The 26,517-nt window shown below is 54.9% G+C and carries 24 protein-coding genes and 2 tRNA genes; 17 read left to right on the forward strand and 9 right to left on the reverse strand.

Annotated elements, in window-relative coordinates:
- The first annotated feature begins 209 nt into the window (after window positions 1-209).
- From MWR57_RS10655 to MWR57_RS10670, 4 genes are all read left to right on the forward strand, one after another.
- Window positions 210-1,277, forward strand: coding sequence for a branched-chain amino acid aminotransferase (locus tag MWR57_RS10655; RefSeq protein ID WP_423124798.1), 1,068 nt, complete (start codon window positions 210-212; stop codon window positions 1,275-1,277).
- Window positions 1,278-1,540: 263 nt separating this feature from the next.
- Window positions 1,541-1,834: a co-chaperone GroES gene (gene groES / locus MWR57_RS10660; RefSeq protein WP_423124799.1), complete on the forward strand. Its 294-nt coding sequence runs from the start codon at window positions 1,541-1,543 to the stop codon at window positions 1,832-1,834.
- A 73-nt stretch (window positions 1,835-1,907) separates the two neighbouring features.
- Window positions 1,908-3,563, forward strand: a complete 1,656-nt coding sequence (groL, locus tag MWR57_RS10665; RefSeq protein WP_423124800.1) for a chaperonin GroEL — start codon at window positions 1,908-1,910, stop codon at window positions 3,561-3,563.
- A 131-nt stretch (window positions 3,564-3,694) separates the two neighbouring features.
- A tRNA-Met gene (locus MWR57_RS10670) sits at window positions 3,695-3,771 on the forward strand.
- Window positions 3,772-4,071: 300 nt separating this feature from the next.
- Here MWR57_RS10670 and MWR57_RS10675 read toward each other — a convergent pair.
- The gene (locus tag MWR57_RS10675; RefSeq protein WP_423124801.1) at window positions 4,072-4,446 is read right to left on the reverse strand and encodes a hypothetical protein; all 375 of its coding nucleotides are present in this window, start codon (window positions 4,444-4,446) and stop codon (window positions 4,072-4,074) included.
- Between the two features lie 178 nt (window positions 4,447-4,624).
- Here MWR57_RS10675 and MWR57_RS10680 point away from each other — a divergent pair.
- Window positions 4,625-4,722, forward strand: a tRNA-Sec gene (locus MWR57_RS10680).
- Window positions 4,723-4,845: 123 nt separating this feature from the next.
- On the opposite strand, the gene glyQ is transcribed toward MWR57_RS10680, so the two are convergent.
- A complete protein-coding gene (glyQ, locus tag MWR57_RS10685; protein WP_423124802.1) occupies window positions 4,846-5,721 on the reverse strand; it encodes a glycine--tRNA ligase subunit alpha in 876 nt (291 codons plus the stop codon).
- A 601-nt stretch (window positions 5,722-6,322) separates the two neighbouring features.
- On the opposite strand from glyQ, the gene MWR57_RS10690 reads away from it, so the two are divergent.
- The 9 genes from MWR57_RS10690 (at window position 6,323) to secB (ending at window position 15,539) form a co-directional block, all read left to right on the forward strand.
- Window positions 6,323-7,921 (forward strand): DUF3373 family protein, encoded by a 1,599-nt coding sequence (locus tag MWR57_RS10690; protein WP_423124803.1) that lies wholly within the window; start codon window positions 6,323-6,325, stop codon window positions 7,919-7,921.
- A 123-nt stretch (window positions 7,922-8,044) separates the two neighbouring features.
- Window positions 8,045-8,317 carry a BrnT family toxin gene (locus MWR57_RS10695; protein WP_423124804.1) on the forward strand — a complete coding sequence of 91 codons (273 nt, stop codon included), beginning with the start codon at window positions 8,045-8,047 and terminating at the stop codon, window positions 8,315-8,317.
- Window positions 8,277-8,582: a BrnA antitoxin family protein gene (locus MWR57_RS10700; RefSeq protein WP_423124805.1), complete on the forward strand. Its 306-nt coding sequence runs from the start codon at window positions 8,277-8,279 to the stop codon at window positions 8,580-8,582. Before MWR57_RS10695 ends, MWR57_RS10700 begins: the two co-directional genes overlap by 41 nt.
- A gap of 282 nt (window positions 8,583-8,864) precedes the next feature.
- Complete coding sequence (locus tag MWR57_RS10705) at window positions 8,865-9,173, forward strand: type II toxin-antitoxin system RelE/ParE family toxin (protein WP_423124806.1); 309 nt, start codon at window positions 8,865-8,867, stop codon at window positions 9,171-9,173.
- A gap of 9 nt (window positions 9,174-9,182) precedes the next feature.
- Entirely contained in the window at window positions 9,183-9,500 is a 318-nt protein-coding gene (locus tag MWR57_RS10710; protein ID WP_423124807.1) for an addiction module antidote protein, read from the forward strand.
- A gap of 155 nt (window positions 9,501-9,655) precedes the next feature.
- Window positions 9,656-10,387 carry a peptidoglycan editing factor PgeF gene (gene pgeF, locus MWR57_RS10715; RefSeq protein ID WP_423124808.1) on the forward strand — a complete coding sequence of 244 codons (732 nt, stop codon included), beginning with the start codon at window positions 9,656-9,658 and terminating at the stop codon, window positions 10,385-10,387.
- A gap of 231 nt (window positions 10,388-10,618) precedes the next feature.
- A complete protein-coding gene (gene rsmB, locus MWR57_RS10720; protein ID WP_423124809.1) occupies window positions 10,619-11,950 on the forward strand; it encodes a 16S rRNA (cytosine(967)-C(5))-methyltransferase RsmB in 1,332 nt (443 codons plus the stop codon).
- Between the two features lie 94 nt (window positions 11,951-12,044).
- Entirely contained in the window at window positions 12,045-14,882 is a 2,838-nt protein-coding gene (uvrA, locus tag MWR57_RS10725) for an excinuclease ABC subunit UvrA (protein ID WP_423124810.1), read from the forward strand.
- A gap of 180 nt (window positions 14,883-15,062) precedes the next feature.
- Complete coding sequence (gene secB / locus MWR57_RS10730; protein ID WP_423124811.1) at window positions 15,063-15,539, forward strand: protein-export chaperone SecB; 477 nt, start codon at window positions 15,063-15,065, stop codon at window positions 15,537-15,539.
- A gap of 75 nt (window positions 15,540-15,614) precedes the next feature.
- Here the strand turns inward: secB and mshL are convergent, their stop codons facing one another.
- The 6 genes from mshL to pilM all read right to left on the reverse strand — a co-directional run bounded on the left by mshL (window position 15,615) and on the right by pilM (window position 22,477).
- Window positions 15,615-17,288, reverse strand: coding sequence for a pilus (MSHA type) biogenesis protein MshL (mshL, locus tag MWR57_RS10735; RefSeq protein WP_423124812.1), 1,674 nt, complete (start codon window positions 17,286-17,288; stop codon window positions 15,615-15,617).
- Window positions 17,289-17,442: 154 nt separating this feature from the next.
- Window positions 17,443-19,560 carry an AMIN domain-containing protein gene (locus MWR57_RS10740; protein WP_423124813.1) on the reverse strand — a complete coding sequence of 706 codons (2,118 nt, stop codon included), beginning with the start codon at window positions 19,558-19,560 and terminating at the stop codon, window positions 17,443-17,445.
- Window positions 19,560-20,087, reverse strand: a complete 528-nt coding sequence (locus MWR57_RS10745; RefSeq protein ID WP_423124814.1) for a pilus assembly protein PilP — start codon at window positions 20,085-20,087, stop codon at window positions 19,560-19,562. The genes MWR57_RS10740 and MWR57_RS10745 overlap by 1 nt, the downstream gene beginning before the upstream one ends.
- 67 nt (window positions 20,088-20,154) lie before the next feature.
- Window positions 20,155-20,805, reverse strand: a complete 651-nt coding sequence (locus tag MWR57_RS10750; protein ID WP_423124815.1) for a type IV pilus inner membrane component PilO — start codon at window positions 20,803-20,805, stop codon at window positions 20,155-20,157.
- A 20-nt stretch (window positions 20,806-20,825) separates the two neighbouring features.
- Window positions 20,826-21,377 (reverse strand): PilN domain-containing protein, encoded by a 552-nt coding sequence (locus MWR57_RS10755; RefSeq protein WP_423124816.1) that lies wholly within the window; start codon window positions 21,375-21,377, stop codon window positions 20,826-20,828.
- 2 nt (window positions 21,378-21,379) lie between these two features.
- Complete coding sequence (pilM, locus tag MWR57_RS10760) at window positions 21,380-22,477, reverse strand: type IV pilus biogenesis protein PilM (protein WP_423124817.1); 1,098 nt, start codon at window positions 22,475-22,477, stop codon at window positions 21,380-21,382.
- Between the two features lie 292 nt (window positions 22,478-22,769).
- Between pilM and lepB the strand changes: the two genes are divergently transcribed.
- From lepB to MWR57_RS10775, 3 genes are all read left to right on the forward strand, one after another.
- Complete coding sequence (lepB, locus tag MWR57_RS10765) at window positions 22,770-23,570, forward strand: signal peptidase I (protein ID WP_423124818.1); 801 nt, start codon at window positions 22,770-22,772, stop codon at window positions 23,568-23,570.
- A 211-nt stretch (window positions 23,571-23,781) separates the two neighbouring features.
- Window positions 23,782-24,714: an aspartate carbamoyltransferase catalytic subunit gene (locus tag MWR57_RS10770; RefSeq protein ID WP_423124819.1), complete on the forward strand. Its 933-nt coding sequence runs from the start codon at window positions 23,782-23,784 to the stop codon at window positions 24,712-24,714.
- Between the two features lies 1 nt (window position 24,715).
- Window positions 24,716-26,011 (forward strand): dihydroorotase, encoded by a 1,296-nt coding sequence (locus MWR57_RS10775; RefSeq protein WP_423124820.1) that lies wholly within the window; start codon window positions 24,716-24,718, stop codon window positions 26,009-26,011.
- Here MWR57_RS10775 and MWR57_RS10780 read toward each other — a convergent pair.
- Entirely contained in the window at window positions 26,001-26,354 is a 354-nt protein-coding gene (locus MWR57_RS10780; RefSeq protein WP_423124821.1) for a flagellar basal body rod C-terminal domain-containing protein, read from the reverse strand. The two genes, MWR57_RS10775 and MWR57_RS10780, sit on opposite strands and share 11 nt — an antisense overlap.
- Window positions 26,355-26,517: the final 163 nt, after the last annotated feature.

A 26,517-nucleotide genomic window follows, 5' to 3' on the forward strand; every position in this document is an offset into this window, starting at 1 on the left:
CCCCCCTGTTTCGTCCTTCCTGCTCGCCTAATTCACACGTTTCCCGCGCCATCATCAATAAGTTGTTTCAGCCCGGCGCATTATCATTTATATTTGTTGTCTTTGATTTTGGGTCAGCCCCCTGGCTTTTTGTTCGATAATGGCCTCGCAATCAGGGAAACATGGCTGTGTCGCAGGGCAATGAAGAGTTTTTGTTCGAGGAAGAGCGCATGGAACTACATCTGGAAAAAATCACGGAAAAAGAAGCAAAGCCCAAGCCGGATCAAAACGCCTTGGGCTTTGGCAGGCATTTCACCGATCACATGCTGGTCATTCCTTACACCGAGGGCAGGGGCTGGCACGATGCCACGATCCAGCCATACCGGAATTTTTCCCTGGACCCGGCGGCCATGGTGCTGCATTACGGGCAGGCGATCTTCGAAGGGATGAAGGCATACCGGGGTAAGGACAACGGCATCTATCTTTTTCGCCCGGCGACCAATCTCGAGCGGATGAACACCTCGGCGGCGCGGCTCTGTATGCCGCAACTGCCCGTGGACGAGGTGCTCGCCGCCTTGAAGGAGCTGCTGCGTCTCGACCAGGACTGGATTCCCACGGCTGCGGGCGCCACCCTCTACATCCGGCCCACCATGATCGCCACCGAGGCGGCCTTGGGCGTGCGTCCGGCGAAAGAGTACCTGTTTTTTGTCATCATGAGTCCGGTTGGGGCCTATTATCCAGAGGGATTCAATCCGGTGAAAATCTATGTCACCGACAAGTATGTCCGCGCAGTGCCCGGCGGCATCGGCCATATCAAGGCCGCCGGCAACTATGCCGCCAGCATCATGGCGGCGGTGGAGGCCCATCAGGCCGGGTTTACCCAGGTACTCTGGCTCGATGCCGTGGAGCGGCGCTACATCGAGGAAGTCGGCACCATGAATATCTTTTTCGTCATCGGCGACGAGATCATCACCCCGCCGTTGGGCGGCAGCATCCTGCCCGGGGTTACCCGCGATTCGGTCATCCAGATGGCCAAAGGCTGGGGTCTTACCGTGGTGGAACGCAGAATTTCCATTGACGAGGTTTTGGCTGCCCAGGAAAACGGCTCGCTCAAGGAGATTTTCGGCACCGGCACCGCGGCGGTGATCTCCCCGGTTGGCTCCCTGCATTACCAGGGGCGGGATTGCCTGATCAACAACGGGAACACCGGGGAATTGTCGCAAAAGCTGTTTGATGAAATCCAGGCCATCCAGTATGGCGCCAAGGAAGACCCCTATGGCTGGGTGACACGGCTCTGAGCTTTTCGTGGGAGAAAAGTGGCGGGATCCTGGAGATGGGCGTAATATATTGATATTGTTTAATAAAAAAAGTAAACAGCAGCTCTTGATTTTTTAAGGCCCGATACATATTGTGTGCCATCAAGGCAGGAAAGCGCCGCGCCAAGCGGTCTTCCCTGCCGCTTCATTTACGGGTCGGGAAGCGCTTCGGGCTGTTGTTTCCCCCCGATGTGTCGTTTCGTGGTTACACACAATAGATTACCAAAAACAACTGGAGGCATTACATGAAAATTCGTCCGTTAAATGATCGTGTCCTGATCAAAAGACTGGAGGAAGAGTTGAAAACCAAGGGTGGGCTCTTCATCCCCGACAGCGCCAAGGAAAAACCCGCCGAGGGCAAAGTTGTTGCCGTTGGCAAGGGCCGCCATAACGAGAAGGGCGAGCGGGTTGCCGTGGATCTCAAGGTCGGCGACCGGGTGTTGTTTTCCAAATATGGCGGCAACGAGATCAAGATCGACGGCGAGGACTACCTCATCATGCGTGAAGACGATGTGCTCGGGGTTGTTGAAGGGAAATAACCGGACCGCTATAAATCGTACTCCGACAGATTGTGTAATTTTTTGTGATTAGACGGAAAGGAGAATTATCACCATGGCTGCAAAAGATATCAAATACGGGGTAAAAGCCCGTGAGTCCATTCTGAATGGCGTAAACATCCTGGCTAACGCCGTGAAGGTAACGCTTGGTCCCAAGGGCCGCAATGTACTGATCGAGAAATCCTACGGCGCGCCCATTATCACCAAGGACGGCGTTTCCGTTGCCAAGGAGATCGAGGTAAAGGACAAGTTCGAGAACATGGGCGCCCAGATGGTCAAGGAGGTTGCCTCCAAGACCTCCGACGTGGCCGGCGACGGCACCACTACCGCCACCATCCTGGCCCAGGCCATCTATGCCGAGGGCTCCAAGCTGGTTGCTGCTGGCAACAACCCCATGGACATCAAGCGCGGCATCGACAAGTCCGTCGAGGCCGTGGTTGCGGAGTTGAAGAAAATCGCCAAGCCCACCAAGGAGCAGAAAGAGATCGCCCAGGTCGGCACCATCTCCGCCAACAATGACGCCACCATCGGCAATATCATTGCCGAGGCCATGGACAAGGTCGGCAAGGAAGGCGTTATCACCGTGGAAGAGGCCAAGGGCATGGAGACCACCCTGGACGTGGTCGAGGGCATGCAGTTCGACCGCGGCTACCTCTCTCCGTACTTTGTCACCGATGCCGAGAAGATGGAAGTGAACCTGGAAGAGCCCTTCATCCTGATCAACGAGAAGAAGGTCAGCAACATGAAGGACCTGCTCCCCATCCTTGAGCAGATCGCCAAGATGGGCCGTCCCCTGTGCATCATCGCCGAGGACGTGGACGGCGAGGCCCTGGCCACCCTGGTGGTCAATAAGCTGCGCGGCACCCTGAGCGTTGCCGCCGTTAAGGCCCCTGGCTTTGGCGACCGCCGCAAGGCCATGCTGGAAGACATTGCCACCCTCACCGGCGGCCAGGTCATCACCGAAGACCTCGGCATCAAGCTGGAGAACGTCACCATCAATGATCTCGGCACAGCCAAGCGCATTGTCATGGACAAGGACAACACCACCATCGTGGACGGCGCCGGCGACAAGAAGAGCCTCGAGGCCCGGGTCAAGCAGATCCGCGCCCAGATCGACTCCTCCACCTCCGACTACGACCGCGAGAAGCTCCAGGAGCGTCTGGCCAAGCTGATCGGCGGCGTAGCGGTTATCAATGTCGGTGCAGCCACCGAGATCGAGATGAAAGAGAAGAAGGCTCGCGTGGAAGACGCCTTAAACGCCACCCGCGCTGCGGTGGAAGAGGGTATTGTTCCCGGCGGCGGCGTTGCGTACCTGCGCTGCCTCGGCGCCCTGAAGGCTCTCAAGCTCAGCCCGGAGTTGGATCTTGGCAGACAGATCGTGGCCCGCGCCCTTGAAGAGCCGGTGCGCCAGATCGCCAACAACGCCGGCCTCGAAGGCTCGGTGATTGTGGAGCATGTCAAGAACATGAAGGGCTCCAAGGGCTTCAACGCCGATACCGAGAAGTTTGAAGACCTGCTTGAGGCAGGGGTCATCGATCCTGCCAAGGTAACCCGTTTTGCCCTGCAGAACGCAGCCAGCGTTTCCGGCCTGCTGCTCACCACCGAGTGCATGATTGCCGAGCATCCCGAGGAAGATAAGGGTGCAGGCGGCGGCATGCCTGGCGGTATGGGCGGCATGGGTGGCATGGGCGGCATGGGCGGCATGATGTAAGAGCCGCGCGCCCGCTGTTTCCTGTGTACTGTTAGTAGCCCCCGGGTTTTTCGCGTGCGGAAACACCGGGGGCCTTTTTTTGTGGTTGACAATTGCCGCAAAATCTTGAATATAAGGACTTCTTTTTCACTGGCGATGTAGCTCAGTTGGTTAGAGCATACGGCTCATATCCGTAGTGTCCGGGGTTCAAGTCCCTGCATCGCCACCATCGCACCTATCACCCGTTGAAAGTATCGCGGGTTGCAGTATACAAAAAGCTCTCGCTCCGATCTAACACATCGGGCGGGAGCTTTTTTTATGTCGAAAAACAGGCTTTTGTTTTTTCTCCAGTCTGGGTGGTGGTTGGCGGAGTTGCGATTCTTATGGCGTTGCTCTTCCGGAAGCATACAGGTAAAAATCCCGCCAATAAACGGCGCTGTGTTCAGGTGTTGGGGGCGAGGAGCCTTTCGCCCATAAAAAAAGCGCCCCCTCGGGAGCGCTTTGTGTGTTCTATGATCCGTGATTGGAGTTATTCGTCATCCTCCAAATCGTCTTCCTCAAGCTCTTCATCCTCCAGAGCCTCGACCTCGTCATCGGTGTCATCATCCTCGACGCCGGCGTCATCATCTTCCGGCAGTTCATCGTCAGCCGCGGTTGATTCCTCATCCGGTTCGGCGGCAAGGGCGTCCTCTTCCTCACCTGTTGGCTTGCGGATTTTTGTCGGGGGCAGGATGATGGCCGTGATTTTTGCAATATCTTGTCGCACCAGCGGATCTGCAAGACAAAAGGCACATTCGGCAATGTGCTTTTCCATGAAGGAAACCATGCGCGCCGGGGCCATGGACTCTTCCTGGACTTGGGCATACCATGATTTGACAAGCCTCTGTAAGCGCTCGCATTCCATCGCTACGTACTCCTTTGTCTGGTTAAAACCGGCGTAACATCACCAAGAGGGCAAGCTCCATGCTTGCCGTGATTCGAGCCATATGTACTGTATTTTTTTTCCGCTGCCCAGACTCTTTTGTTAAAAAAAGAAAAATGTTGTTTCCCCGCGGACAACATTATATCTTGGCACAGCGGATGGAAGTGGAAAGGGCTCTGGTGGCTCTCCCGGACTTCAAATCCGGTGCACCGGGTTAACAGCCTGGTGGGTGGGTTCGATTCCCATGCACTTCCGCCACACGTTTACAAATTTTTAGAAACATCCTGCGACAGGCTCAGGGTGAACAGTAGTCGTTTTGCAATCATTGACCATTTCCGCTCGTGGTGAGCCTGTCGAACCACTGTCCTTGTGCTAAAATTTTCAGCCTCTAGCCTTGATCAACGGATATCCCATCCTCTCCCGCTGGGCCACAAACTTTTCCGCAACCTTTCTGGCGATATTCCTGATCCTGCCGATATACCGGGTCCTCTCCGCCACGCTGATAGCCTTTCTGGCGTCCAGCAGGTTGAAGGTGTGCGAGCACTTGAGGCAGTAATCGTAGGCCGGCAAAATCAGCTCCGCGTCCAGCAGCCGGTGGGCCTCGGACTCAAAGGTGTCGAAAAACGAGAGCAGAGCCGTCACATTTGCCTGCTCGAAGTTGAAGGTGGAAAATTCCACCTCGGCCTGATGAAAGATATCGCCGTAGGAGACCTCGGAGTTCCAGGCGATATCGTAGACGCTGTCCACCCCTTGCAGATACATGGCGATGCGTTCCAACCCGTAGGTCACCTCCACCGTGACCGGAGAGAGCTCCAGGCTGCCTGCCTGCTGGAAGTAGGTGAACTGGGTAATCTCCATCCCGTCCAGCCACACCTCCCAGCCCAACCCCGAGGCGCCCAGGGTCGGGGATTCCCAGTCGTCCTCGACAAAGCGGATGTCGTGCTCCAGCGGGTCCAGGCCGAAGCGGGTGAGGCTCTCGATATAGAGATCCTGAATGTTGGGGGGGGACGGCTTGATCATCACCTGAAACTGGTAGTAATGCTGGAGGCGGTTGGGGTTTTCGCCATACCGGCCATCGGTCGGCCGCCGCGAGGGCTGAACATAGGCGGTTTTCCAAGGCTCAGGCCCCAAGGCCCGCAGCAAAGTGGCCGGGTGGAAGGTGCCGGCCCCTACTTCCATGTCATAGGGCTGTTGCAACGCGCAACCCTGCTGGGCCCAAAATCTGCTGAGTTCGAGAATGATATCCTGAAAATACATGTGATTTCCTTGGGTTCCCTTGGGAACAGGCGATTATTTAGCTGATGCAACCTTCAGCCATTTTTTTGAAACCTTTGTAGGAGCGGCTTCAGCCGCGAAATAGCGAGTGTCCCCGGCCCAATTTTTTCTTTCGCGGCTGAAGCCGCTCCTACAGGCCTTCAACCTTTAATACATAGCAAGCAGGGCTGGCAAGATTTTTTTACGAGCAACAGGGGAGATAGCCCGGCACACAGGGGAAGCGGGGGCGCATGCCGGTTTTTGCCCGGAGCAATGGCGTGGAAAAATGCAAGTGATCTGAGTGCTGTTGACTGTATTTCTGAAGGAGTATTCATATTTTACACACTTTTATTTTGACAATGGCGTCAGACTGCGGTAAAAAAGTACAAATCTTTATATTTTTATGGAAAATTGCGTTGCAAGCTGACAACACTCGCCTGACAGCAGTCAGCTACAAATGAGTTCTTGATCTTGCTTTTCAGCCTTTTTTAAAAGGCGGGGAGCATTGAGCTAATGGTGGCATGTGGACGTCGCATGCCACTGCGAGGGAGGGGGTGGAGCAATCACCCTGAATTACCAAATATTTTCTTAAGGAGAAAATGAGATGGTGAAGAAAATTTCTACATTGGCGTTGGCCGGTCTTCTGGCTCTTCCTGCCATGGCTTCCGCGGGTGCGGGCGGCGCAGCCGCTGCCTCGGACATCCAGGCGCAGGTCGATGCCCTGACCAGGCAGCTTGAGCAGTTGAAATCCGAGATGGCAAAGGTAAAAGCTGCTCCGGCCCCGGTAAGCGACCAGAGCAGCAGAATACAGGCTCTGGAGGAGAAGTCCGAACAGTGGGACCTGGCTTCCCGTATCCAGCTTTCCGGCGATTTCCGCGCCCGGGGTGACTACTACACCGCCGATACCAAGGCGTATTACCCCATGCTGGTCCCTCTGGGTGCGGGTGGTGCTTTAGTCCCGAACAATGGGCTCTTATCCGGGGGTGTTCCGGTTCAAATGCCCGACGCACAGTATGACAACAAAACGATGTTTACCAACCGCTTCCGTCTGGATATGCGGGCCAAGGCGCTGGAGGACGTGGAGTTCAAAGGCCGTCTGGCCATGTACAAGGCTTGGGGCCATCAGAATAACCCAGTGTATGATGTTAACGGCAGCCCGACCATGCTCATGGACAGCAACGCCACCCGTCAGCCCAACGACTCCATTCTCCGGGTTGACCGTGCTTTTGTCAACTGGAACAACATCGGCGGCGCGCCGGTATGGTTTTCCGTTGGCCGCAGGCCCACTACCGATGGTCCGCCCAACCATCTGCGCATGAACCAGGACGAGCGGATGGCTACCCCCACCGCCTACATGGACTGGCCATTTGACGGCGTTTCCGTGGGCTATGCCTACAACAATCTTTTTGGCATACAGGATGCCCCTGGCCGGGTGCGGATCTGCTGGGGCCGTGGCTTTGAAGATGGCTTGCAGCAGGATCTGAACGGCAACAACCTCGATGACACCGATTTTACCGGGGTGAGCTGGGATATCTACAAGAAGGGCGACCGTTTTGCCTATATTCAATCCTTCTTGGCCATGAACATCTTCAATTATCCCGCCAGCGACACCTATGACGCCTTGGGTATGACCTATTCGGATGTTTACAATATGCCTCGGGAGAATGTTGGCAATCTGCTCCACACCAGCGCCGTGTATATGGACAAGTGGCAGAACCTGAACTACTTTGGTTCCTTGGGCTGGAGCCGCACCGATCCTGATGGCAGTGGGATGTTCAATGGACCAGCGACCGGCGTCAACACTGAGAGTGATGATGGCTATGCCGTGCATGTGGGCGTTCGCTACGACATTCCGGATTCTCTTTTCAAGTTGGGTGCTGAGTACAACCATGGTTCCAAGTACTGGATTTCCATGACCCCGGGCCATGACGACCTGTATCAGTCCAAGCTTGCCACCCGTGGCAATGTGTACGAAGTCTACGGCATCTACGACATTCCCGGCGGCGAGGCGGTCTCCAAGTACGGCAAGGCCTTTATCCGTTTGGGATACCAGCACTATGATTATAACTACACTGGTTCTGGTCAATGGGGTTTTCAGCCGGTTGACATGGACGAACTGTTGACCGATCCCAATGGGGCGCAGATGGGTGCGCCGATTGAGAGTGCAGATCAGGTGTACATGACCTTTGAGGCTGCATTCTAATCCGGTCGTGTAGTACCTGTTGTTCTCGCATTATCTGAAGAGGGAAGGGCGCAAGCCCTTCCCTCTTTTTGTTTGGTGTATGGCGCTATTGACAGAATTGTTTATTGTGGATACATTAAATATATGGAAATCGATTTTGACCCGGCGAAGTCCGAGAGGAATGCCAGAGAACGAGGATTACCGTTTGAACAGGCCACCGAAATATTTGCATCGGTGAACGTGACATTCGAGGACAACCGAACAGACTATAGAGAAACCCGTTTTGTAACGGTCGGTTTTATTGCTGGGCGGATGGCAGTTGTAGTTTGGACACCGCGCGGCGCGGCACGCCGCATTATCTCCATGAGGTATGCCAATGGGCGCGAGATTGAAAAGTACAGCACAAAATTGGGTTGACCCGGACGATGCACCGGAATTGACCGGAGAAGAAATCGACCGTGGCGTCTGGCGGATAGGAGATAAAGTGGTTTCTCCTGAAAAAGGAAAAGCCGCATTTGCGAAGGCACTCCGAGGGAGACCGCCGGTTGATGCACCGCGTAAGGCCATTAATATCAGGCTGTCACAGGATGTTCTTGATACCTTCAGGGCAACCGGCAAGGGCTGGCAGACTCGCGTCAACGAAGCCCTGCGCGAATGGTTGAAAACGCATAATCCGGCATGATAAGGATTGCCACTGATGGATACCATGCGCGCCAAAAAACGCAGGCCCACTCACCCCGGCGAGATGTTGCGGGAAGATGCTCATGCCTTGACGTGAACCTAGAGAATTACCACCTCAAGCCAATGGGAATGGTCGCTTAGGGCCAAAAGCGTGGGATCCGCGCTTGCCACCTGGAAATCTACAGCCCGGCGAATAGAAAACAAGCAATAGAATTTTCCTGCCATTATAGTCTTTCCCCTTTTTGTTCGGTTTGTGTAGCCTGTGGTTGACAGCATGTAATCCATGGTATACATTATTTTTGTGATCACGATCAGCGAAACAGAGAATTTTTTCGCGTGGTTTGCCGGACTGCGCGATACGATTGCAAGGGCCCGCATTAAAGCGCGGCTGCGTTCTGTTGAGCTGGGAAATTTTGGAGATTGCAAGCCGGTGGGAGAAGGCGTGTCGGAGATGCGGATTCACTGCGGGCCTGGATATCGCATCTATTTCGTCCGGCGGGGTCTTGATGTGGTGATTCTGCTGGCGGGTGGGAACAAAGGAACGCAGGAAAAGGACATCAAGACCGCGTTGAAGCTGGCGCGGCAGGTATAGGAGAAAAAAATGGGAAGCAAGATCGCTTTGCGCAAATGGGATGTGCTTGATCATCTGAAGACAGAAGAGGACATCGAACTGTATTTTGATGCCTGCGTGGAGGAAGACCCTGGAGACGGAAGCCTGATCCGCGCCGCCCTTGGCGATATCGCTCGCGCTCGTGGGATGAGTCAGTTGGCCCGCGATACCGGTCTGGCTCGGGAAGGGCTGTATAAGGCGCTGTCCGCCGAGGGGAATCCTGAATTTGCCACGGTGATGAAGGTCATCAAGGCCTTGGGCTTGAAGCTGCACGGCCACGCCACCACTTCCAATCATTCCGCAGCGTAGATATTCTACGGAATAATTGGAAGTGGTGTAACTATCTGCGTACCGCCTGACAGTTGAAGTTTTTCTCGCTGCACTTGTTGCGAAGAGGGAAGGGTGTTTGACTTTTCCCTCTTTTTATTTTGGAGTTTTTTGTGCGATATTCATTTTTTTCTCACGTGCAAACGCTTTCTGCCCGCACTTTCTCGCGTTATGGCGGTTTGAGCGAGGCTCCGTATCATTCGCGTAATGTCGGCCTGCATGTAGGCGATAACGAGGCGACGGTTCTGCGAAATCGGGCGTTGATCAGGGAAGAACTTGGGCTGGCGCGGTTGGTTTCGGCGCGTCAGGTGCATGGGGACAACATTCTGAATGTGAATTGGCTGCCGGATGCCGATGTGGAGTATGCGGACCATGACGCCCTCATGACCAATATTCCCGACCTCGGCCTGATGATCCAGCAGGCCGACTGTCAGGCGGTGATGCTCTATGACCCGGAACACGGGGCCGTGGCCAACATCCATTCCGGCTGGCGTGGTAGCGTGCAGAACATCATCGCCAAAACCGTGGCAGCCATGACCAAAGCCTACGGCACACGACCAGCCGCGTTGCATGCCGCAATCAGTCCATCTCTGGGGCCATGCTGCGGGGAGTTTGTCAATTATCAGCAAGAACTGCCCCCGGCCTTTCACGCCTACCAGCCGCAGCCCAATCATTTTGATTTTTGGGCCATCAGCCGCGATCAGCTCCGCGACTGTGGGGTGATGATCGAACATATCGAGATCGCTGGACGCTGCACGGTCTGCAATGAAAATTATTTCTCCTTCCGTCGCGAGGGAGTTACCGGACGCTTCGCCTCGGTGATAGGGCTGGTCTCAGCGGAGAGCGTTCAAGCGTCATCTGTCAGATAAAAAAGAAGGAACGAATGAGCCTTTTGCAAAAAAGAGAAAAACACCCTTCGACAGGCTCAGGGCGAACGGAATCCATCTTGAAATCATTATAGTTTCTTCCGTTCATGCTGAGTCCTTCGACGTTGCTCAGGAGGGCCTTGTCGAAGCATAACAACGCATTTTGGAGAGCCATCGAATGGATACTATAAAAAAGCTGAAAACCGTCATCTGCCAGCTACCGGCTGATTCTGCATGATAAATTCCCGCGGTATTGCCATGGATACCCTCCTTGCCTGGGAGAAATCGCAGGAGCCGCTGGATCAGGTGCTGGAAAGCATGGTGTCCCTGGCTGCCATGGACGATCCGCGCGACAGGCAGCTTGTCATGGCTCTGGTCTACGGGGTTGTCCGCTGGCAAGGCTATCTGGATGCAAGTATCCAGAAATTTTCCAGCCATCCTCTGCGGCAGATGAAGCCTCTTACCCTCGCGGCGCTCAGGGTCGGTCTGTATCAGCTTATTTTTCTGGATCGGATACCGGAATCGGCGGCCATCAACGAAACGGTGCAGGCCTTGAAATTGGCCCGACAGCCGAAGTGGCTCTCCGGCTTTGTCAACGGGGTCCTCCGCGCCATGGCCCGGCAGAGAGCATCCCTGCCCGCGCCCGACGAGGCGGCGGCGGTGTTGAGCCATCCGGCCTGGCTGGTGGCGCGTTGGGAAGAGTTGTTCGGCCAGGAACGGGCCAGGCGGATCTGCTGGATAAACAACACCTCGCCGGTGCTGGTGGTGCGGGTGAACACCCTGCGGATCTCCGTGGATGACTGGATGAGCCTTCTGCGGGGAAATGGGATTGACTGCGAGCGCGGCTTGTTTGCCCAGGAGTCGGTGCGGATCGAAAATTTTCAAGGGTCTGTCACCGCCCTGCCCGGGTATGGGGAGGGCTTTTTCGTGGTCCAGGACGAAGCGGCGCAACTGGTCACCCAATTGCTGGGGCCGTTTGTCAGCGGGAGATATCTCGACGGCTGTGCCGGGCTTGGCGGCAAGGCGCTGCATCTGGCCCAGATGGTGCCGGATGGCGGCAGGGTGGTGGCGGTCGAACCCAGCCAAAAACGCCAGGCCCTGCTTAAAGCCAACGTGCAGCGCCTTGGCGGGCCGGAGATAGAAATCCACGGCACAACACTCCAAGAGTTTGCCGGACAGCCTCACGGGGGCTTTGCGGGCGTTCTTGTCGATGCACCCTGTTCCGGTCTTGGCGTTATCCGGCGGCAGCCTGATATCCGCTGGCAGCGATCGCTTGCAGCATTGCAGGGGTATCAGGATAGGCAACGGGAGTTGCTCATTGCCGCGGCAGGGCTTGTCGAAAAAAAAGGCGTGCTCGTCTATGCGACCTGCAGCATTGACCCAAGGGAAAATGACGAGGTGATTGGTGCCTTTCTCCGTGAGCATCCGGAATTTTCCACCACCCCGGCGCAGGAGTCTCTTCCCGAGGCGGCCATGGGCTTGTGCGATGGGGCGGGGTTTTTAAAAACCACTCCAGAGCAAGGCTTGGATGGATTTTTTGCGGCCAGAATGGTGAGAAAGGGATAGCTCGTTATTGTGCTCCCACAATTGATGATTATTGTGAATCATTGCGGCGCGTAAAAAAGAGTCCCTTTCGTTGTGAACTGCCAAGTGGTGTTCCATGGAACCAAAATACATCAGCATCCGGGGCGCCCGGATGCACAACTTAAAAAATATCAGCGTGGATCTGCCCCGCAACCGGCTGGTGGTTTTCACCGGCTTGAGCGGTTCGGGCAAGTCCTCGCTGGCCTTTGACACCCTCTATGCCGAGGGGCAGCGCCGCTATGTGGAATCGCTTTCCACCTATGCCCGGCAGTTTCTGGGGCAGATGGAAAAGCCCGAGGTGGATTCGCTGGAGGGGTTGAGCCCGGCGGTTTCCATCGAGCAGCGGACCACCAGCCGGAACCCCCGCTCCACGGTGGGGACCATCACCGAGATTTACGATCACCTGCGCTTGCTCTTTGCCCGGGTGGGCAGGCCCTATTGTCCGGAGTGCGGCGAGGAGATCAGGCCCCAGTCCGTGCAGGACATGGTGGCAAGCCTGCTCGCCCTTGCGGAGGGGACGAAGATCGTGCTGCTGGCCCCGCTGCTGGACGGAAAGAAGGGCGAGCACCAGGCGGTGCTGCAGAAGCTCCGGCGAGAGGGCTATGTCCGGGCGCGGATCGACGGGGAGATCCGCGATCTTGGTGAAGAAATTATCCTGGAAAAGAACAAGCGCCACACCATCCAGGCGGTTGTGGACCGGCTGGTGATCAAGCCCTCGGTGGCCAGGCGGCTCTCCGATTCCGTGGCCACCACCGTGCAGTTGGGCCAGGGCTTTTTGCTGGTGCAGTTGCCGGAAACCGGGCAGGAGACGCTGTACAGCGAACATGCCGCCTGCGTCCGCTGCGGCAAGAGTTTGCCGGAACTGTCCACCCAACTCTTTTCCTTCAACAACCCCAAGGGCGCCTGCCCGGAATGCGGCGGCCTGGGGGTGAAGCAGTTTTTCGATCCGGAGCTGGTGGTGCCCAACCCCAAGCTCAGCCTCAACCAGGGCGCCATCCTTCCCTGGCAGTCCAACTCCCCCTCCACTTATACGCAAGAACTCATGGCTGGGCTGGCCCGGCAATACGGCTTTTCGCTGGACACCCCGTTTGCCGAGCTGCCCGAGCGGGCCAGGGAGGTTATTCTCCACGGGAGCGGGTTTGAGGATGTTGTCTTCGACTATGTGCGTTTTCGGCGCATCCATACCCACCGCAAGCCATTCGGGGGGATTCTCCCGCAGTTGGCGCGGCGGTATCTGGAAACAGGCTCTGGCTCGGTGCGGGAGGAGCTGGAACAGTACATGAACGAGCAGGAGTGCCCGGCCTGTCATGGAGCGCGGCTCAGGCCCGAGGCGTTGGCCGTCCGGATCGGGGCGTGGAATATCCACGGCCTGACCAGCCAGAGTATCGGGGGGCTCATGGAAATCTTGCCAGCCCTTGCCTGGACGGATCAGGAGCTGTTCATTGCCGAGCGGATTTTGAAAGAGATCATGGACCGGCTCACCTTTTTGCACGATGTGGGGTTGGGCTACATCTCGCTGGCCCGCAAGGCGGCAACCCTCTCCGGCGGCGAGGCCCAGCGAATCCGGCTCGCCTCGCAGATCGGCTCGCGGCTGGCCGGGGTTTTGTACATCCTCGATGAGCCCAGCATCGGGCTGCACCAGCGGGACAATGCCCGGCTGATCAACACCCTGACCCGGCTGCGGGATCTGGGCAATACCGTGTTGGTGGTGGAGCACGACGAGGACACCATCCGGGCGGCGGATCATGTGCTGGACATGGGCCCAGGCGCCGGGGTGCATGGCGGGGAGGTGGTCTACAACGGCGAGGTGGCTGGGCTGTTGCGCCATAAAGCATCCATTACCGGCGGCTATCTTTCCGGCCGGTTGTCCATCCCGATCCCCAAAAAGCGGCGCCGGCCCGCCGCGAAAAAAGGATGGCTCAGCCTCCGGCAGGCCACGGCCAACAACCTGCAAAAGATCGATGTTCGTATTCCTCTTGGCTTGATGACCTGCGTTACCGGGGTTTCCGGTTCCGGCAAAAGTTCATTGGTGATTGAGACCCTGTTCAAGGGGGCGGTGAATTATCTGGCGCACGGACCGGGACAATCCGGCAAAGGGTGTGCCTTTGAGGGTCTGGAGCAGATCGACAAGGTCATCGACATCGATCAGAGCCCCATCGGTCGCACACCCCGCTCCAATCCCGCCACCTATACCGGATTGCTTACTCCGGTGCGCGAACTTCTGGCCCGGTTGCCCGAGGCGCGGGCCAGAGGCTATCAGCCGGGCCGTTTCAGTTTTAACCTGAAGGGAGGGAGGTGCGAGGCATGCGAGGGCGAAGGGGTGATCAAGATCGCCATGCATTTTTTGCCGGACATCTATGTGACCTGCGAGGCCTGCGGCGGTAAACGCTACAATCAAGACACCCTGGATATAGCCTATCGGGGCAAGAATATCGCCGAGATTTTGGCCATGAACGTGGAGGAGGCCCTGGACTTTTTCGCCAAGGTTCCCCAGATCAAGGGCAAGCTGCAAACCTTGCTGGAGGTGGGGCTGTCCTATCTTGCCCTGGGCCAGTCTTCGGTGACCCTTTCCGGCGGCGAAGCCCAGCGGATAAAGCTGGCCAAGGAGTTGAGCAAACGCAGCACCGGCAGGACCCTGTACATCATGGATGAACCGACAACCGGGCTCCATCCGGCGGACATTCAGCATCTGCTCCATGTGCTGAACCGGCTGGTGGAGAGCGGCAATACCGTGGTGATCATCGAGCACAATCTCGATGTGATCAAAACCGCCGATCATCTCATCGATCTGGGCCCCGAGGGCGGGGATCAAGGCGGCGCCATTGTCGCCCAAGGCACTCCGGAAGAGGTGGCCCGGGTCACGGAATCGTACACCGGTCAGTTTCTCAAGAAGATTTTGTCAGGAAGGAATTAGGCGAGTAATGCGCGAATCCTCAACCCAATTACCGAAGGGAGCGTCAGGCGATTCGGCGGAAAATTGAAAAGACCCGTTGAAGTTTCGGCATATTTCATTATAAAGAATGGAGTGCGGTACAATAAGCAGGTTGAACCATGGCGCTTGCCATAGAGAAACTCAGACAAGGAATTGCGAATCATGGCGGAAGAGAATAAAGAGGACGCTCAAGCCCCGCAACCACCTATTTTCCGGTTGCAGAAGATGTACCTCAAGGATTTATCCTTTGAAAACCCCGAGGCTCCGGATGTTTTTCTTGCCAAAGGCGAACCCAAGGTTGATGTGAACCTGGGCTTGAAGCACCGGAAGCTGGAGACGGAAGACCATTATGAGGTCACCCTGTCCATCACCGCCAAGGTGACCAACAGCCAGAGTGAGAAAACCCTTTTTATCATTGAGATCGAGCATGCCGGGGTGTTTTTGCTGAAAAATATTCCCGAGGAGCACATGCAACCGGTGCTGTCGGTGGAATGCGCTGCCTTGCTCTTTCCGTTTACCCGGCAGATAATCAGCCAGGTTTCGGTGGACGGCGGATTTATCCCCTTCCTTATGGAGCCGATTAATTTTCATGCTCTGTATGAAAATTCAAAAAGGCAGAAGGCGGCGGAACAGCAATAGACGCAGTGGAAAGTTGAGAAAGAAAAAGCCCGGCGATTGCCGGGCTTTTTTTGTGGAGCAAAGGGCGATTGAGAATCAAAGAATTTTGGGCTGGAGCATGATGACCAGCTCGCTTTTCTTGGTGGATTTGTAAGACTTGGAGAAAAGATTGCCAAGAATAGGAATGTCGCCAAGGAAAGGCACTTTATTGCTGCCGATGCCCGATTCCGCATTATCAATAAGACCGCCCACGACCACCACCTGCCCGCTTTTGATGCGGACAGTGGTATTCATTTCCCGCAGCTTAATTCTGGGGACACCGATCACGCCACCCCAACCGTTTATATACTCAACTTCATTACCTTCAAGCTTTGAGGTGACCGGGGTCAGGGTGAGGATAATCTCATCGTTGTCCATGATGGTGCCGATGACCGACATGCCGATGCCGGACATGAGGGTTGCCGTTGTAACGGTGTAGGTAACCGCCCCGGTGGTGCCATCGACCCTGGATTCAACCTTATCGATATATTTGACACTGTCGCCTGCGGTGATGAGACCCGGCTGGCCGTTCATAATGCTCAGTTTCGGATTGGCCAGCACGGTGGTATCCCCCTGGGTGTCGAGAAAGTTCAGGGCAAGGGAGAAGGGATTGCCGGTGGTGCCAGTGGGAACTCCTATCTTGCTCACTACCCGGCCGCCGCTGTTGGCTGCGGCGGCATCGTAGATGATGCCGTTGGGACCAAACAGGGTGAAATCGACATTTTTTCCGGTAAGGAAATTGGTCCAGTCGATGCCTCGGTTCTCGGTGTTATCGATAGAAACCTCGACAATTTTCGCTTCAATGGAGATTTGGCGGTAGAGTTCTGTTTTCAGATTATCGAGATAGACGGCGATCTTCTCGACGAGAGGCCTCGGGGCGGTCACGGTGATCAACCCGATGGGTTTGTCGATGCTGTAATAGCCTTTTCCTGCCTGGACATTGCGCTTGTTCGTCGTGCGTGTCTGCTTGGCGGGGGTGGGGGGCTGCGCTGCGGTGTCTCCCGCAGGGGCGGCTTCAGAAGAGGGGGTGGTGACGGTCTCTTCCCATATCCCAAGTATTTGATCAAGATTGCCACTGATATTGGCCCAAATATCAAAATCGTTTTTCTCGCTCGTCAACTGGATATTGCCTTTCAGGCCGCTTGTAGTTGCACCGCCTCCCAGGACATCCCCGCCGACTCCGGTATTATAGGTGGATTTCATGAACGGCATGGCCACATGGAATTTCCGGGTTTCCCGGTACATTACCACAATGGTATTGCCCTGAACCTCGTGGAAATAATCCTTTTGTCTGAGGATATTTTCCAGTGACCTGAAAAAATCATCCTCTGCCCGGATATCCACATCCACCATGGCCATCTGGTCAACATCGCTGGCCCAACTGATATTCATACCCTTCAGGGCAGCCAACCGTTTCATGATGTCCCGCAAGGCCACGGGACCGGTATTGGAGGAAATATCGGCGCCAACCGGGATGGTAAGGCCTTCCGCGCCCCCGGTTCCAATATTCTGGGTAGAAGTTTCTCCCAGCATATACGCCGGATTCTGGTAGCGGACCGGCAACTGGCCGGATTCCAGGGTTTTAGACTGTTTCCCGGCGATTGACGTCTTTGCCGCCAGCGGATCTTGCGTTGCCTCGGTTTTGGCGGCAGGTGCGCAAGCGGAAATGAGCAGCAGGGAGATCGCTGCAGTGACAAACAAGGCGAGAGCATTTCGAGTTTTCTTTTTCATAATGGCAGTCTTTCTACTTTTTAGAGGTGAAAGAAATTTGTTGAAATCGCAAAAAAACCGCGTTTGCAACAGTGGCCGCTCTGTAACTTTTTGAATTCCGTCACGGACCTGTGTCATCGTTTTCGTGTGCGAGCCCATCACATCAACCAGAGTCCTAATTTGCCGCGGCAACTCTTCCTTTGATGAACTGGCGCAAGTCTTCCGGCACCGCATAACCGGAAAGCAGGATAGCATTGTATGCCGCAACCGCTTGGGCGGAATGTCCCAGTTTGTCAAGAATGCGGGCCTTGGCCACCAGGGTGTCAAGGGTATCGCCGAACAGGGCTTCATGTCTGTCCAGCAGGGCCAGGGCGCCATTGTAACTTTGGTATTCTTCGGCAAAGGAAGCGTAACTGATCAGCGCTTCGCTTGAGGGCGTATCTCCGCTGATTGCCAAGTCAAAGTATGTTTTTGCCGCTTCGGTTTTTTTCATGTTGGCCGAGCCAATGGCCGCCTGCAGCGCTGCTTCCGCGTTGGCTGGCTCAAGGGTCAGGGTTGCCTTGGCATAGTGCACGGCCTTGGCGTTCAGCCCGAGCTGAGTAAGGCAGAGCGAGGCGATGCGGCTTGCCAGTTGGGCATTTTCAGGCCAGTTGGCGAAGGCTGCTTCGTAAAGAGCCAAGGCCTTTTCGGGTTGGCCGTTTTTTTCGGCGGCAGTAGCTTGCTGAATGAGGGTTTTTGCTTCGACAACCCCTTTGGGCGTCTCGAGGCGCTGCTTTACCGAGATGGCCTCAATCCTTTCGCCCCCCTTGATGGAAACTGCTTCAGTGGCGGCTTTGGGCCATTGGAATTGTTTGGTTTTGGGCGAGATGACAATGGTGTTGAACCGCTCCTCTTTTTGCAATTCCTTGAGATTGAGGATGATGTCCAAGGCAAAATCCCAAGGGATATCGTTGAGCGCAAGAGTCAGTGTGCCGCTGACCCCTTCATCAACAACAATATTCTGGCCGCTTATTTCACCGAACAGCCGGAATACATTGTGGAGATCGATTTTAAAGAAGTCCACGGTGATTTTCTGTTTTTCATATCCAGCGAAAGCAAACGAGTCCGCCTTGGCGGTTTTCTCCGAGGCCTTCTGGGATGGACCGGAGGCACCCCCCTTGGCTGTTTTGTTTTCCGGAGACGGTTTGCCGGCAACGGATTTTGGTTTGGCTTTTGCTGTGCTGGTGAACTTAGGAACGATCAACTCCGGGGCGATGGCCTCCTGGAGAGGAGCCGCAGGGGCAGAGGCTGCCGAAGTTTCCGGAGGAGCAAGCTCTGCGGCGGAAAGGGAAGGAGCAGGTTCAGGCTGTGCGGGAAGCATTATTGCTTCAGGTTGTCGAGCTTCGGTTGTTTTTGGCGGTGCACTGTGCTTCATGATGCCCGCCACGACGGGCGCGGTCATGGGCGCAGAAGGCTCGACGATCTTCACCAGCAAGCCGTCGGGCCTATTTTCCAGCTCATAGGTGAACAGCTCTTTCAACCCGGAATCAAAAACGATGCGAACCGCTGAATTGCGCTGCGCCGCGCGGATTTTTCCCAAGGCCGTTCCAACCGTGTGCTGCAGCATTCTCCCAGGGAGCACAACATTGGCGATGTCAATATACATTCTGGCCGGCAGGGCGCCTCTCTTCACAAGGTGGGCCTTCTGGAAATCATTGACTGGTCCGTTGGTTTTGATGAAGACGCGGGTTTCAGCCGGGTTGGTGGTGTCAATTTCAATGTCCTCAAGCATTGATGCCGGACGAGATTGCGGATTTATTGCGGGTGCTGGCTGCTGTTCCGGTTCGGTTGCCGTCTGTTCGAGGTGAGCGGGCAGGGGCATTGTCTTGGCAAAACTGACGACAATATTGTTCCCCTTTCTTTCGATGGTATAGGCCGGATCGTCCGAGAGGTATATCTCCAGGCGGGCTATGGCCGGGTCTTGATCGGTCAAGGCGATATTTTTAATTTCCTGTACCGGACCCTGCGGCAGATTTACCGGAATTGCCGTGGAATCAAGGAGTCTGGCGTCGGCAATGTCCAGCACGATCCGTAGGGGATCGAAGAGCTCGTACATGGTGTAGGTGGGTGGCGTCGCGCCTTGGACGACCAGTTGCAGACCATCGGCGGTCTGCTCGAGGGTGATACCTGATATTGTGTAGGATGCCTTTGTCTGGGAACCGCTCTTTTGGGCAAAAGTTGTCCCGGTCACAAGAAAACAGAATATCATCAGCCCGGCAGAGATACATTTCAGGCGGGTAATAACGGGTGTCATTATTTTTCTCCCTCTTTGCTTAAGGTCATCTCAATTTTGCGGGATGTGCGTTCACCGGTCACGGTTTTCAGCGACTGCTCGATGATTACCTTGTCGTGGGCTATTTGTACAACTTCGCCATTTTCTCCGATCTTCGTGCCCTTGCGGAGCACATAGCCAATGCCGGAGGAGTCCTGCACCATGGCCAATAGTCCGCGTTTGCCTGAAACAATGGCGACCAGGGTTAACTGGGCTGGCTCATATTTTTGGGTTCCCGTCAATTCCGCCTTGGCCTTGGCCTCTGCTTTCATGATTTCCTGGGTGAGAAAAGGAAAAAATGGGTCCGGCCTTTCACGGTTATAAATAAAGGGGAGCGCCTGGCCGCTGGCAAGGGCAGATTCCAAGGCTTGATTAGGATCCGTGGCGGCTGTTTCCGGAGGGAGGGATTCCGGTTGAGCATACGCTGGGTTACACGCGCCCGCACAGTACACGCTTGCAATGAGGGCAACCGCAAGGAAAATATTTTTTGAGTTCATGCTGTTCGTCATGGGAAGAGGTTCTCGCCGAATGGAACTGTCAACACTCGCACCCTTGTAATTCCTTACCGTTGACCTGCTATTTCTTCTTTTTCACATCGTTCTTTGTGTTTGCCTCAATTTCAGCGGGATCGAGAAAGCGATAAGTAACAAGCTGAAAGGTTGAATTGAGGATCATTTCTCCGCCCATCTGCTTTGGGGTGTCCATCTTGATGTTGTTCACGGAGACAACACGCGGGAGTTTGCTGATCTTGTCAAGAAAAATACCCACATTGTGATATGAGCCCTGCACCGCGATATCCACCGGAATTTCCGCGTAAAATTGCTGCGGTTTTTCCGCAAGCGGTTTGAAGGAGAGAACATCCAGGCCGGAAATGGTGGCCTGCCCGGAAATGGTGGCCAAGAGAGAAGGGATTTCTTTTTGATCGGGAAGCAGCAGGGATGCTTCGGCAAATTGTTTTTCAACTTCCGCCATTTCCGTTTTGTGTTTGTCAAGGTCGCTGACAATTTTTTCAACCTTTCGAATTTCCGTTTCGATCCCGGCCTTTTGTGTTTCAAGTCTCTTTATTTCGGCGTTTTTCGGGGAATAGGCGAGAAAAAAGAAAGCCACGCACGGCAGAATACATGCCGCCCCGGCAATCAGCATCTTCTGCTTCATCTCAAGCCGGCTTACCTTGCTGTCGAGAAACTTCTCAAGACTCGCCTGGATTTTTTGTATGTCAAGCGCCATGGCTTCTCCCGCCAAAGGTGTTAACTGTTCGGTACGATAACATTTATCGTAAGAGCAAAAGATTTCAGTTTTTGCTTGGCAACGTCCGTCTGAGCGGAACTGGTCAATTCGGTTTTTTCAAAATACTCCGAGGCTTCCAACTGCTGCATGTACTGGGCAATGGTTTCGTTATCCAGGGCAATGCCTTGCAACTGCAAGCGTCCGGCGGATTGCTGCAGTGAGTTCAACCACATGCGGCTTGTCGGAGTGCGGGAGGCCACTTCGTCGAGGACGCGTACCGTAACCTTGGCGCCGGCCCGAAGTGTTTTGATGGAATCCAGTTTTTGCTCGACCAATTGTTTTTCTTTTTTCAGGGTTTCGATCTGTTTTATAATGGGCTGGTATGACTGCTTTTTTTTCTCAAGCGCAACCATCTCATCCTTCAGATTGGAAATCTTTCCCGCCAGGGCAAGCCAGCCGACAACGAGGACGAGCAACACCAAGGCGAGGACGGCGGAAAAGCCCAAAAGCTCTGTTTTCAGACGCGCTCTTTTTTTCAGTTGCCTGATCGGCAGGAGGTTGATGCGGATCATGGCTACACCTCCACCGGTCTTGTTGCCAGGCCGGCAGCAAGGGTCATTTCCGGAGCAATACTTTTCAGATAGGAGGGATCAATAACCCTGCTATCCACCGCCGCTTGCTTGAAAGGGTTGAAAATTTCAACCGGGATATCCGTCTCTTTTTCAAAGAATTCCGTTAGGCCCTGTATTTTTGCGCCGCCGCCGCTGAGGACGATTTTCGAGATCGTTTCGTCCGGATGATTGGAATAATAAAAGTCAATGGCGCGTTTTACCTCTGTCACCCACTGACTGCAGGTATTCGCAAACAAGACTTCAAGTTCCGCCTGCTTATCCTTGGCGAGGGTCTCTCCGGTTTTGAGGGCTTCGGCCTCCGCGAAACCGATGCCGAAAAGATTTTCAATCTGTTCGGTCAACTGCCGGCTGCCGAGGACAACGTCGCGGGCCAGAATTGAAGAGCCATGGGAGATGATATTGATGTTCATTTTCGAGGCGCCGATATCCACCAGGGCGACATTGTCCGTCATGCCGAAATTTGCTTCAAAGGCGTTTTCCAGAGCAAAGGCATCCACGTCAACGACCACCGGCTGAAGGCCGGCCGCCCGAAGCATGTTGAGATATCCGTCGACCACGTCCCGTTTGGCGGCAACCAGCATGACATCCGTGCGGGACTCTGTGGCGGTGTTTGTTTTCAGATCCTGAAAATCCAGGTACACATCTTCTATATCGAACGGGATGTATTGTTCAGCCTCGGATTCGATGTGTTTTTCAAGTTCCTCTTCAGTCATTACCGCCAGATTTATTTTTTTGACGATGACGGAGTAGCCTGAAATGGAGATGGCGACCTTTTTGTTTTTGATTTTCAGGTTGTTGATCAAGGAAGTAATGACCTTGCCCACGGCTGCGGGATCCTGCAAAGCGCCGTCTTCAAGAGAATCCGGGGGGAGCAGGGCGCTGCCCAGGGCCACGAGCTGATAGCCGTTGCTCGTTTCCGCCAGTTCACAGATCTTTACGGCATGGGAGCCAATGTCAAGACCGATGGAAAGCGTTTGCCTTTTGAGGAAAGGGATATGCAAGGATGGCAATTGTAATTTTTTGAAACCCGACTTGCCCATGAGTACCCCGTGACCAAGATTTACTGGCTATGCTCCTCCGCGGATCGACATCGATTGCCGGGCGGAATACTTTCTAACTGCGCCTGGTGATTATAATTTTATCTACCCTGTTGCATTAGAGACACAAAAAAAACATGGTGTCAAGAATAAAGTAGGTGGTAGATCGTGGATTTTTCTCATAAAAATTGAGTAGTTGAATGGGAGAACAGGGAAAGGGGTGGTTGGAAAAACGTAAAAATATCGATATGTTGTGTTTTTCATAAGTGGCTGCCACTACAGGTGGTTTCTGCGTGTGGGGAAAATTGGCCCTTTCGCGGGCCGAGATCCGGAGAGTTTCTGCACCGGAAGCATTCAGCCCCTTGTATTTATTTCGGTCTTCGCTTATTTTGGGGAACCTTCCGGGCGGCGATTTGCCGCTGATCGGTTCTGGTATTCCCAGGATGAACAGATTGCGAGACGAGGACCAAACGTGTTTAAAAAAACTCCTGTCAAGACCGTGGAAAAATCTGTTGTGCGTGAATATGCGGAGGCAATCATTATTGCCTTGCTGCTGGCATTTTTCATCAGAACTTTTGTGGTGCAGGCCTTCAAGATTCCTTCCGGCTCCATGATTCCGACTTTGTTGATTGGGGATCATATCCTGGTGAACAAATTCGGCTACGGCGTTAAAAATCCGCTGAACGGGGCGACATGGTTCGCCGTGGGCGATCCCCAAAGGCATGATGTCATCGTTTTCAAGTATCCTGAAAATCCCTCCCAGGATTTCATCAAGCGGGTTGTGGGCGTTGCCGGCGATCGGATTGAAATTGTGGGTAAAAAGGTGTTCGTCAACGGAGAAACTTTTGTCGAGCCAAACGCCGTGAATCTGGACACCGAGGTTCTGCCTTCTCCGCGGGACAACATGGCGCCGATAACCGTGCCGCCCGATTCCGTCTTTGTCATGGGCGATAACCGGGACAATAGCCACGACAGCCGGTTTTGGGGGTTTGTCGATCTCAGGGCCATTCGGGGCAAGGCTTTTATGTTGTACTGGTCATGGGACAGTGAAAATTTTACGGTGCGATGGAATCGGCTCGGCAAAATAATTCCTTAGGCTGTGACAACACGATATTGTGTAGCCGCTTCGTTATGCGTTGTTTTCGCCAACAGCTCGGATAATGGCCATATTCAAGGCGCACGTTTCAAAAAAGTTCTGGACCATTGGCCTCTGTTTTTTTTATTCTGAATTGACGCGGCGTTGCTCCTCATGTTTTGAGGCGAGATGTCTCCACCGGTTGTGTTGATATTTTCACGGAAAGAATCGCATGGACCCCGAGTACCGATTCAGCCACAAACATATCCTTGGGCTTGCCGATCTTTCCCCGGAAGATATTCAGGTTGTTTTGCAGACGGCGGAATCGTTCAAGGAAATATCTTCCCGATCCATAAAAAAAGTCCCGACCCTGCGCGGCAAGACCATCATCAATTTTTTCTTCGAACCAAGCACCCGGACCCGTCTTTCCTTTGAGGTTGCCGCAAAGCGCATGAGCGCGGACACCTTTAACATCTCCAATTCCGGCAGCAGCACGGTGAAAGGGGAAACCCTGATTGATACCGCGCGCAATCTGGCGGCCATGAATCCCGATTGTATTATTCTCCGTCATCCCAGTTCAGGGGCGGCCCGTTTGCTGGCCGACCATATCAACGCCTCCGTGATCAATGCCGGAGACGGAACCCACGAACATCCAAGCCAGGGACTCCTCGATTTGATGACGGTCCGGGAAGCCAAGGGCGGGATCGCGGGGCTCAAGATCGCCATTATCGGCGACATAGCCCATAGCCGGGTGGCGCATTCAAATATTATCGGTTTTTCCAAGATGGGGGCGAGCGTAACGGTGAGTGGCCCGGCGACGCTGATCCCTCCAGGCATCAAGGATCTGGGCGCCCAGGTCAGCCGCACCGTGCTGGAGGCGGTTGATGGGGCGGATGTGATCATGGCCCTGCGGATCCAGAAAGAGCGCCAACAGGATCCACTGTTCCCTTCCCTGCGCGAGTATGCGAGATTTTTTGGCATCTCGCAAAAGGTGGTCGACGCAGCCAAGCCCGAGGCGATTATCATGCATCCCGGCCCGATAAACCGCGGGGTTGAGCTTGATCCCAAGCTTGCCGATGGCAGCCGCTCGGTGATTCTGGAGCAGGTTACCAACGGGGTGGCGGTGCGGATGGCTTTGATTTATCTGATAATGGGAGGCGATTAGCATGCCCGGAGGTATTCTGTTAAAGAATGGGCGCGTGATTGATCCGGCAAACGGAATCGATCAGATCCGTGATGTGTTGATCGTCGATGGCAGGATACGCGCGCTGGGCCAACCAGGATCCCTTGCCGGGCACGACGGCCTTGTCTATGACGTGACGGGCAAATGGGTGGTGCCGGGGCTGATCGACATGCATGTCCATTTGCGCGAGCCAGGGCAGGAGTATAAGGAAACCATTGAAACCGGAACCCGCGCTGCCGCGGCCGGGGGCTTTACCGCGGTGGCTTGCATGCCGAACACCAAGCCTATCAATGACAATCAGACCGTGACCGTGTTTATTCTGGCCAAGGCAGCGGAAGCGGGTCTCGCCAGGGTCTATCCGGTGGGGGCGATCAGCAGCGGGAGCAACGGGGAACATCTGGCCGAGTTCGGCGAACTCCGCCAAGCCGGGGCGGTTGCCGTAACCGACGATGGGTTGCCGGTGGGCAACAGCCAGCTCATGCGCCGCGCCCTTGAGTATGCCGGCAACCACGATCTGCTGGTTATTTCCCATGCCGAGGAGCTGTCGCTCAGCCAGGGCGGCGCGATGAACGATGGCGCGCTGGCCACCCGGCTCGGCCTGCGAGGCATTCCGCATGTGGCCGAAGAGATTATGGTGTATCGTGATTTGGCCCTGGCTGAGTTCACCGGCCGGCCCATCCATATCGCCCACGTCAGCACTCGAGAGTCTTTGGCTTTGATCCGGAGGGCCAAGGAAAAAGGGGTGGCTGTGAGCGCGGAGACAGCGCCGCATTATTTTACTCTTACCGAGACGGCGGTGGATGGTTACAACACCCTGGCCAAGATGAATCCTCCCCTGCGCACCGAGGCGGATGTCGCCGCAGTGCGGGAGGCCTTGCGGGACGGAACCCTTGACGCCATTGCCACGGATCATGCGCCGCACGGAGAGCTTGATAAGGACCAGGAGTTTGATCTGGCTGCCAACGGTATAATAGGCCTGGAAACAGCGGTGCCGTTAACCTTGCAGCTCGTGCGGGAGAAGCAGCTCGATGCCCGGAGGATGGTGGAGCTGCTTTCAGTGAATCCGGCCAGGATTCTCGGAGTGCCCGGCGGGACGCTTTCCGTGGGCGCGCCCGCGGATATTGCGGTGATTGATCCGGAGAAGAAGTTTGTTTTTACCGAGGAGTCCATTCAGTCCAAGAGCAGGAATTCTCCGTTTCTTGGTTGGGAGCTGCAGGGAAAGGCGGTGTTGACCATCATGGCGGGCCGGATAACCTGGCAGGAATCCTTCAGCTCTTAAGGTCCAGCAGGCTGCCAAGCATCTCATCCTGGATCTGCACGGTTTTCAGGTTGGCCTGAAAAAATCTGCGGCTGAGCATCATGCTGGGCAGTTCTTCGCCCAACTCCACGTTTGATTTTTCAACCAGGATTTCCCCCTGGGAGGTTTGTTCATACACCATGGGCCCGGGTGTTTGAATCTGTTGCACCACGGCCTCGACGCCCTGAGTTTCTTGTTCCTGCAACGTTACCCGTGTTTTTTTGTAGCCATCCGTATTGATGTTGGCCACATTATTGGCGTTTGATTCGATTTTTTTCTGGATGGCGGTCAGGCCGGAAAGTGCCGAATGGATGCCGGAAATCATGGGGTTACCTCCTGAGGTCCTTGCGTACAGTATCCCTTATCATATGCCCTTATCGGTCCGTTTGGCAAGCAGCTTTAATTTTGCAGGTGGCAATCGGACAGTTTTGCAGGTATATGTGAGAGGACTTTGACGGCGCGTACCGCCTGCTCAGGGGCCGAGAATT

This window comes from Hydrosulfovibrio ferrireducens (assembly GCF_046883345.1).
Classification (GTDB): Bacteria; Desulfobacterota; Desulfobulbia; order Desulfobulbales; family Desulfurivibrionaceae; genus Thiovibrio; species Thiovibrio ferrireducens.

Bases quoted from the DNA above. Each gene is read 5' to 3' on its own strand.
- MWR57_RS10655 (WP_423124798.1), top strand. From the start codon at position 210: ATGGAACTACATCTGGAAAAAATCACGGAAAAAGAAGCAAAGCCCAAG.
- groES (WP_423124799.1), top strand. From the start codon at position 1,541: ATGAAAATTCGTCCGTTAAATGATCGTGTCCTGATCAAAAGACTGGAG.
- groL (WP_423124800.1), top strand. From the start codon at position 1,908: ATGGCTGCAAAAGATATCAAATACGGGGTAAAAGCCCGTGAGTCCATT.
- MWR57_RS10675 (WP_423124801.1), bottom strand. From the start codon at position 4,446: ATGGAATGCGAGCGCTTACAGAGGCTTGTCAAATCATGGTATGCCCAA.
- glyQ (WP_423124802.1), bottom strand. From the start codon at position 5,721: ATGTATTTTCAGGATATCATTCTCGAACTCAGCAGATTTTGGGCCCAG.
- MWR57_RS10690 (WP_423124803.1), top strand. From the start codon at position 6,323: ATGGTGAAGAAAATTTCTACATTGGCGTTGGCCGGTCTTCTGGCTCTT.
- MWR57_RS10695 (WP_423124804.1), top strand. From the start codon at position 8,045: ATGGAAATCGATTTTGACCCGGCGAAGTCCGAGAGGAATGCCAGAGAA.
- MWR57_RS10700 (WP_423124805.1), top strand. From the start codon at position 8,277: ATGGGCGCGAGATTGAAAAGTACAGCACAAAATTGGGTTGACCCGGAC.
- MWR57_RS10705 (WP_423124806.1), top strand. From the start codon at position 8,865: ATGGTATACATTATTTTTGTGATCACGATCAGCGAAACAGAGAATTTT.
- MWR57_RS10710 (WP_423124807.1), top strand. From the start codon at position 9,183: ATGGGAAGCAAGATCGCTTTGCGCAAATGGGATGTGCTTGATCATCTG.
- rsmB (WP_423124809.1), top strand. From the start codon at position 10,619: ATGATAAATTCCCGCGGTATTGCCATGGATACCCTCCTTGCCTGGGAG.
- uvrA (WP_423124810.1), top strand. From the start codon at position 12,045: ATGGAACCAAAATACATCAGCATCCGGGGCGCCCGGATGCACAACTTA.
- secB (WP_423124811.1), top strand. From the start codon at position 15,063: ATGGCGGAAGAGAATAAAGAGGACGCTCAAGCCCCGCAACCACCTATT.
- mshL (WP_423124812.1), bottom strand. From the start codon at position 17,288: ATGAAAAAGAAAACTCGAAATGCTCTCGCCTTGTTTGTCACTGCAGCG.
- MWR57_RS10740 (WP_423124813.1), bottom strand. From the start codon at position 19,560: ATGACACCCGTTATTACCCGCCTGAAATGTATCTCTGCCGGGCTGATG.
- MWR57_RS10745 (WP_423124814.1), bottom strand. From the start codon at position 20,087: ATGACGAACAGCATGAACTCAAAAAATATTTTCCTTGCGGTTGCCCTC.
- MWR57_RS10750 (WP_423124815.1), bottom strand. From the start codon at position 20,805: ATGGCGCTTGACATACAAAAAATCCAGGCGAGTCTTGAGAAGTTTCTC.
- MWR57_RS10755 (WP_423124816.1), bottom strand. From the start codon at position 21,377: ATGATCCGCATCAACCTCCTGCCGATCAGGCAACTGAAAAAAAGAGCG.
- pilM (WP_423124817.1), bottom strand. From the start codon at position 22,477: ATGGGCAAGTCGGGTTTCAAAAAATTACAATTGCCATCCTTGCATATC.
- MWR57_RS10770 (WP_423124819.1), top strand. From the start codon at position 23,782: ATGGACCCCGAGTACCGATTCAGCCACAAACATATCCTTGGGCTTGCC.
- MWR57_RS10775 (WP_423124820.1), top strand. From the start codon at position 24,716: ATGCCCGGAGGTATTCTGTTAAAGAATGGGCGCGTGATTGATCCGGCA.
- MWR57_RS10780 (WP_423124821.1), bottom strand. From the start codon at position 26,354: ATGATTTCCGGCATCCATTCGGCACTTTCCGGCCTGACCGCCATCCAG.